Here is an 8,011-nt window from a genome sequence, read left to right on the forward strand (position 1 = left end):
AACAGCGGGTGCAACGGCAGCAGGTGCAACGGCAACGGCAGCAACGGGCGTAGGTGTTTGACCGGCCGCTTTTTCAACATCCTGAGCGACGATGCGACCGTGGGGACCAGACCCCACTAGGGTTTTGATATCAACTTTGAGTTGCTTAGCCAGCTTTTTAGCACGGGGTGAAGCGATGAGGCGGCCACTGGTGGCGGTGGTGGCGGTAGCAGCAGCACCATTATCGTTTTGTGCAGCAGGCGCGGTGGCGACGGGTTCGGGGGTAGGAGCTGGAGCAGTGGCTGGGGCAGCGGCAGCGGCAGCGCCTTGCTTTTTGGCTTCTTCAATTTCGGCGTCGGTTTCGGCTAGGAGTGCGATCGCACTCCCCACTGGCGCAACACCACCAGCTTCTACAACGATAGTGGCCAGATACCCTTCATAGAACGATTCGACGTCCATGTCAGCCTTGTCAGACTCAACGATGACAACGGTTTCACCCTTTTCTACCTTGTCACCAGGGCTTTTTGTCCAAGAAACGATCTTGCCCTCAGTCATGGTTGAGCTAAGGGCGGGCATGAACACTTCGCGAATCATTGGAAAATTCCAGGACGGATGGACAACAAATAAATTAACGAACCGTAAAGGCGCGCCAGCATCTTATTCTAAAAGACTTTGTGTCATTAAATTAAATGGACAGCAAAATAAAAAACCAACCGCGAAGTCACGATTGGTGTCGAATATAAATTTTATGTTTGTGCGTAGGCTGGAGCTTACTTCTCTCTTTGGATTTAGGGATACACACCTAATAATGGGTAAGCCCCAACCTATAGTTCACCGCGAATTTCTTCAATGACACCGTCACGTAGTAGGATTTCTACTTGCATTTTTTTGACGAGGTTATCGCCAGTGGACACCTTGAAGAAACCATCGATCTGGCCTTGGCTGACTTCTTTGTTGAGTTCTAGGGTTTGAACTTGCTGTAGCTGCTGTAAAACCTGGTTCTTTTGCTGAAGTAGCTTGTTTTTGTCTTCGTTGATTTTATTTTGTACAGCGGCCATTTGTTTTTGCACAGCTTCGTTGGCTTCTTGCTTTTGTAGCTCAGTTACCATGCGCTGGCCTTGCATTTCGAGTTGTTGTAGGCGACTGTCAATGCCGTTGATCTGCTTTTGTAGTTGATTTTGGGCTTCTTCTTTCCAAAGTGGGGTAACGACGGCTTTGACGTTGATGACTCGTTTTAGGAGTAGTTGGGATTGCGAAGCGTCCATGAAACTATAAATAAAGACTGGTTTTAGTGATCAATTTCACTAGGTATATTACCCTCTCCGGTAGGAAAGGGGACTTTTGCAAGATTTTCTATGGGTTTGAGGGACTCGGGGAGGATATTTAAGGGGTTGATTGGGGGCCATCTGTGTGTCCTTTCCGGAAGTAGTTAGGATCTCGTTTAGGCAAACTGGGGTTTCCCTGGGTAGGGCCGGGACGCCACCCTACGACCCAACGTATAAGGGTATCCCACATTGCGTAGACAGACGTTACGGCGGGGTCGATTTTGTAGATTCTGACCTGCATATCTTATAGGGGCATCCCCTTGTGGGTGCCCTGGAATAACCTATAGATTCTTTGGATTTTCTCTATCGCTCCACATATATATCTTAGGGACATCCCCCTGTGGGTGACCCGGGATAACCTATACGATTTTTCAACCCCGTGATGGCATGATTCTGTCATTACGCAATCACGGTAATTGTTAGATATCCCCTATTTGAATAGCCCATCGATAACGTCTTGATAGTTGCGGGTAACGACTGGACGCTTGATTTTCATGGTTTGGGTTAGCATACCGTTCTCCATGGAGAACGGTTCGCCTAACAGCGTAAAGGGACCAATGCGTTCATCGGGGCGATGGCCAGGGCGAGCTTTGACTTCGCGGGTGAGTTCTTGTTTAAAGAGGGTTTGGACTTTGGAGTTATTCAGGGATTCGACGGGGTTGGCTTCGTCGATGGTAATGTCCTGGGTGGTGGCCCACTGGCTGAGGGCTTCTAGATTGGGAACGATCAGGGCTCCAAGGACTTTTTGGTCTTGGCCGACAAGCATGATCTGATCGATGTACTTGCTGCGGGCACAGGCGTTCTCGATGGGCTGGGGTTCGATATTTTCACCGCTGGTGAGGACAATGGTATCTTTGGCACGACCGGTGATGACCAGATCGCCGTTGGCAGTAATTTTGCCAAGGTCACCTGTGTCGAACCAGCCGTCGGGATCGATGGCTTTGCTGGTGGCGTCAGGATTTTTGTAGTACCCCTGCATGATTTGGGGACCACGGACTAGGACAAGGCCTTTCTGACCCTGGGGGACGTCTTGACGGCTGTCTAGGTCGACAATGCGGGTTTCGGTGCCGGGTAGGGGTTGACCGTCGGCCCCTCGCAGGTTTTGCCAGGGGCGACGTACGTGGGTGATGGGAGAGGTTTCGGTGAGACCATAGCCACCGAGAATGGCAACGTCGATGATTTCATAGAAGTCTTCCAGGTGATCGGCAATGGAACCGCCACCGCTGACGACGAAGTTAATGTCACCGCCTGTGGCTTCGCGGATTTTTTTGTAAACCATGGAGTCGCCCAGCTTATGGAAGGGTAAGAGGACGGCGCACTGAATGCTGGCCATGGCTCGGTCAAAGGCGCTGGGGCTATAGTCGAGGCTAAGGTTCTCGGCAATGCGCTTGGCGGCTATGTAGCGCTGGCTCTGGTGTAGAAAAAAGTTGATCAGTTTTTGCTTACTTTCGGGTTGCTCGCGAAACTGTTTTTGTACGCCTTCATAGATGGACTCCCACAGTCGAGGGACACCCACCATGTAATTAGGTTTGTAGGCTTTGAGGTCTTTTTTGACGTGGCGAATATTGGTGTACACCTGTTGTACGCCCTGGGACAGGGTGAAATATTCAAAGGTGCGTTCATAGCAGTGCCAGATGGGCAGGATGCTCATGACTTTGGAGCCAGGCTTGGGATGCACGACACTACAGGCCCCTGAAATCTGGGATAGTAGGTTATCTTGACTGAGCATGACACCCTTGGGTCTGCCGGAGGTGCCAGAGGTGTACATTAAAGTGGCGAGGTCGGTGCGATCGCATTTCACAGCTTCCAGCTCCACACCAACCCCCAGCTCCATCAGCTGTGTAAAATTCAGCAGTTTGGTCGTCGTCTCTAGCTGAGGCGTTTCATCCGACAGCAGCCCAATAAACCGTAGATTTTTATCCCCAAGGCAGTCGGCTAGCTTATTCAAGGTGGCTTGATCCTGCACAATCATCGCCACAGCATCACTATTTTCAAGGATGTAAGCGAGTTCATCTTTATCAGCTTGGGAACCGCGCACAGCATCCACCGCTCCAACGGTCATGATTCCCTGGTCAGCCACTAGCCAGCGGGGCTGATTATCTGAAAAGAGAGCAATTTTGTCCTGGGGTTTAATGCCCAGTGTTTGTAGACTGGCCGCAAACTGTTTAATTTGTTCGTTTAACTCACCATAGGTCAGCTTTAGCTGGGGGGTACTGTGGGGATCTTCTAGGGCGATTTGGTTGGAAAAGCGCTCAGCAACGATGGGCCAGATGCCAGCCACCGACTGGACATGACTGTAGTCAATCGCTTGGGCAAGATTACTTTGTTCCTGGGGCGTAAGTGTGGCAGCAGTCATAAAAACGTCCTGTAAAACGGTATCTAAAAGTGCCTTGGGTGAGTTTAGTTTAAAGGTATCAACTCAAATCAGAACGTTTCCCCCAGGATAATGCTCAGGAATCAGAAGCTAGGAATCGGGACATCACTGACTTCTGATGCTTGATTCCCTACCTGGTCAGAGTTTTTCAGTTTAAGTTGATATCCAAATTTATTTAGAACTAAGAACTCAAAATTAAACTCACGTGGATTTTATAATTTCATCGATAAACTCTGCACCCATAGCCTTACATAGACCAGTCCGGCAACTGTCAAAGTTGACAATGGCCATGACAAGCCACCATGGTCAGGCTAAACATCAGAAGTTAAGTTAAGTAACGAATCTTTCGTTCCTGAAACTATGCGCCCTTTATTTGTTGGTCCGCTAACGGTTGAAACCCTGGAAGTACCTATTCGGGATTTACCTGAGCGACTTCAGGGCACGGTCATTGTGCAGCTATCGGATTTTCACTACGACGGAAAGTGTTTGGCTGAAAAAACATTGGCCGATGCGATCGCAACCGTCTCCACCCTCAACCCCGATTTAATCGTCTTCACAGGCGATTTCATCACCGCCGAACCCGACCCTATTTATCCACTGGCCAAGCAGCTAAGTCCCCTCGCCAAAGCCTTTCCCACTTATGCCATCCTGGGCAACCACGATAATTACTGGCCCATGGCTCGAGGCATCGTCACTAAGGCCCTAATCGACATCAATATCAGAGTCCTTTGGAATCAAATCGACTATCCCCTCGGAAATGACCTCGCCTTGGTCGGCCTAGCCGACTACTACAACCGCGACTTTACCCCAACTGTCCTAGACCAGCTACCCACCACATTGCCGCGCATCGTCCTCTCCCACAATCCCGACACCGCCGAACACATGATGCCCTGGCGCGTCGATCTACAGCTATCCGGCCATACCCACGGCGGTCAAATCATCCTACCCGGCATCGGCAACGTCGCCCGTCACTGGTTCCAGTTCCGCAAGCGACTGCCCACAATACTCCGAAAAAGCAATATCCCCTACCTGAGCGACAAATGCGCCAGCGTCGTCGACCACTGGGAATGGGCCATGGGCCTGCACAGAGTAGGCCAGAATTTACTCTATGTAAATCGTGGCCTGGGCAGCTATGCCCCAGGACGGTTGTTTTGTAATCCAGAAATTACGGCGATCACTCTGGTCTAATGTTTAGTTTTGAGTCCTAAATTTTGAATTTTGAGTGAGTTGCCTGAAACAGGGTATTACCAAGCCAATGGGCATTAACTCAAAACCAAGGAAGGAAAATTACTAAGGCCCAATTTTTGAATGTAAAGACGTTCCAGAGTCTATTAATCGCTTACTCCTAATGAACTCAAAACTTTCCCTCTCCAAAATCTTAAGGAACCCCAACATTACCCCCTACCAACTTTCCGTTTACTCAAGAACTCCTCTATCCTAGGTAGAACAATTTCTTGAAGCTGCCGAGCCAATGCACAACTTTCTGCCGATTTCCTATTTTGAGGGTCAGTTTTGTCCATTTGAAGATGCCAAAATTTCCATTGCCACCCATGCATTGCACTACGGTACAGGTGCCTTTGGTGGCTTACGCGGCATTCCCGATCCTCAGAATGAAAATCGGGTCTTGCTATTTCGGTTAGATCGCCACTGTACCCGCCTAAGTAAAAGTGCTCGATTGCTGAATTTTGATTTACCGGCGGACAAAATTCAGCATGTAATTACAGAATTTGTAAAGCACAACAGCCCCAAAACATCCTTCTACATTCGGCCCTTTGTATACACCTCAGACCTGGGCATTGCCCCTCGACTACATAACGTAAAAAAAGACTTTTTCGTCTATGGTCTGGAACTTGGGGATTATCTCTCACCAGAGGGTGTCAGTTGTCGGGTTAGTTCCTGGTATCGCCAGGAAGATCGCAGTCTGCCGTTGCGAGGCAAAATTAGCGGCGCTTACATTACCTCTTCCCTAGCCAAGACTGAGGCCGTCGAAGCAGGCTTTGACGAAGCCATTTTGATGAACTCCCAAGGTAAAGTCAGCGAAGCCTCAGGGATGAACATTTTTATTGTGCGCAATGGCAAACTAATTGCCCCCGGTTTTGAGCAGGACATTCTAGAAGGTATCACCCGTGACAGCGTACTCCAGGTCGCTCAAGATTTAGGTATCGATGTCATTGAACGCCCTGTAGATAAATCAGAGTTGCTGATTGCCGATGAAGTATTTCTCAGCGGTACTGCAGCCAAGGTAACCCCAGTAAGACAGGTGGAGAATTACACGCTATCAACAGTGCGACCCATCACCGATAAAATTCGCGAAAAACTCTCAGCTATTACAGAAGGACGAGACCCACAATACAAAGACTGGGTATTTGGCATCGACCTAACCTGATCTTCCTAAAGATAATTACCTCTGGTCCCCAAGAATAAGCAATCAGTTAGGCCCCACCTTTTGATGTACAGGCGTTCTATGGAACGCCTCTCCAAACAATAATTTTTTCCTCATAAAATCCTCGTCCCACCATGCGGTCGGCCATGCGGTCGGCAATACTGAGAAGAGTTTGAGACCGTTTTGTCACTGGCGTTTCTGCCCAGCTATCTTTAGCAGCGTGAGTGTCATTTAGGGCCAGTCCTACATCGGCTGCCATAGAGTATAGAATTTGGCAGAGATTTTTACCATTTACTAGGACAGATTTTCAACATACTGAGCTGTGTGGGCGCAATCCGCTGGTCACTAATTAAAGTTGTCGTAGTGAACATGAAAGCCAGATATTTTTGTTTTTTTGACAACAGATTGCACCATAATACTCAAGATTTTTCATAATTGATTGATTGTTTTTATGTCAGACTAAGGCGAAACAATCAATAGAGCTTGTTTTTTGATAATACTGGCTACGCTATAACAGGCCTTGAATAAAACACAGCGAATGGTAGAACTTGTTTAGGGTTGGAGGTACTGTTTGTGTGGTTTGACTGAGCTACGTGACGAGTATTACCAATGCTGCTCATTAACAAACTTTTCTGCTGCTTCCAGTGATTCAAAGGTTTCGGGATAGCGATCTCTAAGCACAGCAGACAAACAGTTGAGATCGCGGTCTTTATAAGTCGTTAAAGCAAAAGGCAAAGCTGCATTGAAAATCAGAGGAAAGTCATCTGTGAAATTAATGCTATCAAGGATTAACAAACTGAAATATGGAGAAACATTACTGTAGACCTGAAACCAGAAAAAATTGATGAATTTGGTTAAACAAGGACCTCCCTACAGTCCTTTGATTTGCTAGCAGGCCATACCCACAGCCAATTCTCTTACCTCAAAATTCAGATTTTGTAGCCACCAGTGGACACATAAGCCCATGGTCTTGATCCGTCATAGTGTTCAGTGAGCAGTTGTTAGAGTACTTAAGTTGCTAGTTGAGCCAGGTCAGAATTCTGTCTCGACCCAGCAACCATCTACTCAGGACATCTACTACGATCTTTCCGTTCCCAGTAGAATTCGCGAGGCGGGTTTCGGTTACTAGTGTTAGCAATCGAAACCCACCCCGCCTTCGCAATAGCCTTCCCACGAAGAGAAATTTTTATTAACCACAAATAATTTCAAGACTACACTACGCACCTCCAACACACCTAGGAATCACTTCATCCCCTCTTGGGGAAGTGTATTTGCACTAATAAAACTTGGAACCCTTAGGTGGCAAGGTATTACTAACTTTTTGAGTCTCAACGTGAAATCCCCATAAAGTTTCCAGCCTTTGCCCGTAAAGCCCTTTAGCCGGGTTGTGTCAAACCAAACAGTCTGCGTTATTCCTTGCATAAGTCATGAAAACCGCGCTCCACTGGCTATCTCACACAATCTTCTGGGTCTGGAATATCGCCTTTATTGGCTTTATCTACTTTTGGCTACTGCCAGTGGCAGGACTCCCCATCCTTGAAGCCGCTCGCATGGGCGAAATTCCATCCGCCTTTGTCGCTAGCATTCTTGGCATGCTGGTGGTACCCCCAATCTGCACCGTGGTCGGCGGCAAATGGCTACGCAAACATCCGATATTACTGATGCGGCTGTTTTACGGTGTGGAGGTACCCCTATTTGGCCTTTGCCTGCTGCGGTTATTCCTCATTCGTGATACCACTCCCGCCAGCGCCCATATCCTACTGACGGTGTTGGCTGCCATTGCCATGTTTGCCATCGAAACTCTGGCTGGCTATGCCGCCTACCGACCGCGATTGGCCTGGGCACAAATGATTGGCCACAGCTTAATCCTGGTCACTGGTCTGTATGCAGGCACACTACTGCTGCTCTACACCGTGCCTGCCCTATGCGTTCTGATCTACGGCACCATAA

6 protein-coding genes and 2 pseudogenes are annotated in these 8,011 nt (G+C 48.4%); 3 read left to right on the plus strand and 5 right to left on the minus strand.

The window, feature by feature from the left end; genetic code table 11:
• The 3 genes from DXZ20_RS28665 to DXZ20_RS28675 form a co-directional block, all read right to left on the minus strand.
• Positions 1 to 573, minus strand: a 573-nt coding sequence (locus DXZ20_RS28665) for a biotin/lipoyl-containing protein (protein WP_250565959.1), incomplete at its 3' end; no start/stop codon positions are given.
• Positions 574 to 803: 230 nt separating this feature from the next.
• On the minus strand, positions 804 to 1,244 hold the full coding sequence (locus DXZ20_RS28670) for a YlqD family protein (RefSeq protein WP_163669113.1): 441 nt from the start codon (positions 1,242 to 1,244) through the stop codon (positions 804 to 806).
• A gap of 490 nt (positions 1,245 to 1,734) precedes the next feature.
• On the minus strand, positions 1,735 to 3,660 hold the full coding sequence (locus DXZ20_RS28675; RefSeq protein WP_163702515.1) for an AMP-dependent synthetase/ligase: 1,926 nt from the start codon (positions 3,658 to 3,660) through the stop codon (positions 1,735 to 1,737).
• A gap of 378 nt (positions 3,661 to 4,038) precedes the next feature.
• Here DXZ20_RS28675 and DXZ20_RS28680 point away from each other — a divergent pair, with 378 nt between their 5' ends.
• Both DXZ20_RS28680 and DXZ20_RS28685 read left to right on the plus strand, forming a co-directional pair.
• A complete protein-coding gene (locus tag DXZ20_RS28680) occupies positions 4,039 to 4,866 on the plus strand; it encodes a metallophosphoesterase (RefSeq protein WP_163669109.1) in 828 nt (275 codons plus the stop codon).
• Positions 4,867 to 5,149: 283 nt separating this feature from the next.
• Positions 5,150 to 6,064, plus strand: a complete 915-nt coding sequence (locus tag DXZ20_RS28685) for a branched-chain amino acid transaminase (RefSeq protein WP_163669107.1) — start codon at positions 5,150 to 5,152, stop codon at positions 6,062 to 6,064.
• A 76-nt stretch (positions 6,065 to 6,140) separates the two neighbouring features.
• Here the strand turns inward: DXZ20_RS28685 and DXZ20_RS28690 are convergent.
• Positions 6,141 to 6,341 (minus strand): annotated as a pseudogene (locus DXZ20_RS28690) (hypothetical protein); the annotation flags it as partial.
• Between the two features lie 323 nt (positions 6,342 to 6,664).
• Entirely contained in the window at positions 6,665 to 6,856 is a 192-nt protein-coding gene (locus tag DXZ20_RS28695) for a hypothetical protein (RefSeq protein WP_163669102.1), read from the minus strand.
• Positions 6,857 to 7,488: 632 nt separating this feature from the next.
• Between DXZ20_RS28695 and DXZ20_RS37880 the strand changes: the two are divergent.
• Positions 7,489 to 8,011 (plus strand): annotated as a pseudogene (locus tag DXZ20_RS37880) (TIGR02921 family PEP-CTERM protein); the annotation flags it as partial.

It is taken from the genome of Adonisia turfae CCMR0081, assembly GCF_011009555.1.
Lineage (GTDB): Bacteria > Cyanobacteriota > Cyanobacteriia > Phormidesmidales > Phormidesmidaceae > Leptothoe > Leptothoe turfae.

Coding starts and splice junctions, on each gene's coding strand:
- DXZ20_RS28685 (WP_163669107.1), top strand. CDS start 5,150: ATGCACAACTTTCTGCCGATTTCCTATTTTGAGGGTCAGTTTTGTCCA.
- DXZ20_RS28675 (WP_163702515.1), bottom strand. CDS start 3,660: ATGACTGCTGCCACACTTACGCCCCAGGAACAAAGTAATCTTGCCCAA.
- DXZ20_RS28670 (WP_163669113.1), bottom strand. CDS start 1,244: ATGGACGCTTCGCAATCCCAACTACTCCTAAAACGAGTCATCAACGTC.
- DXZ20_RS28680 (WP_163669109.1), top strand. CDS start 4,039: ATGCGCCCTTTATTTGTTGGTCCGCTAACGGTTGAAACCCTGGAAGTA.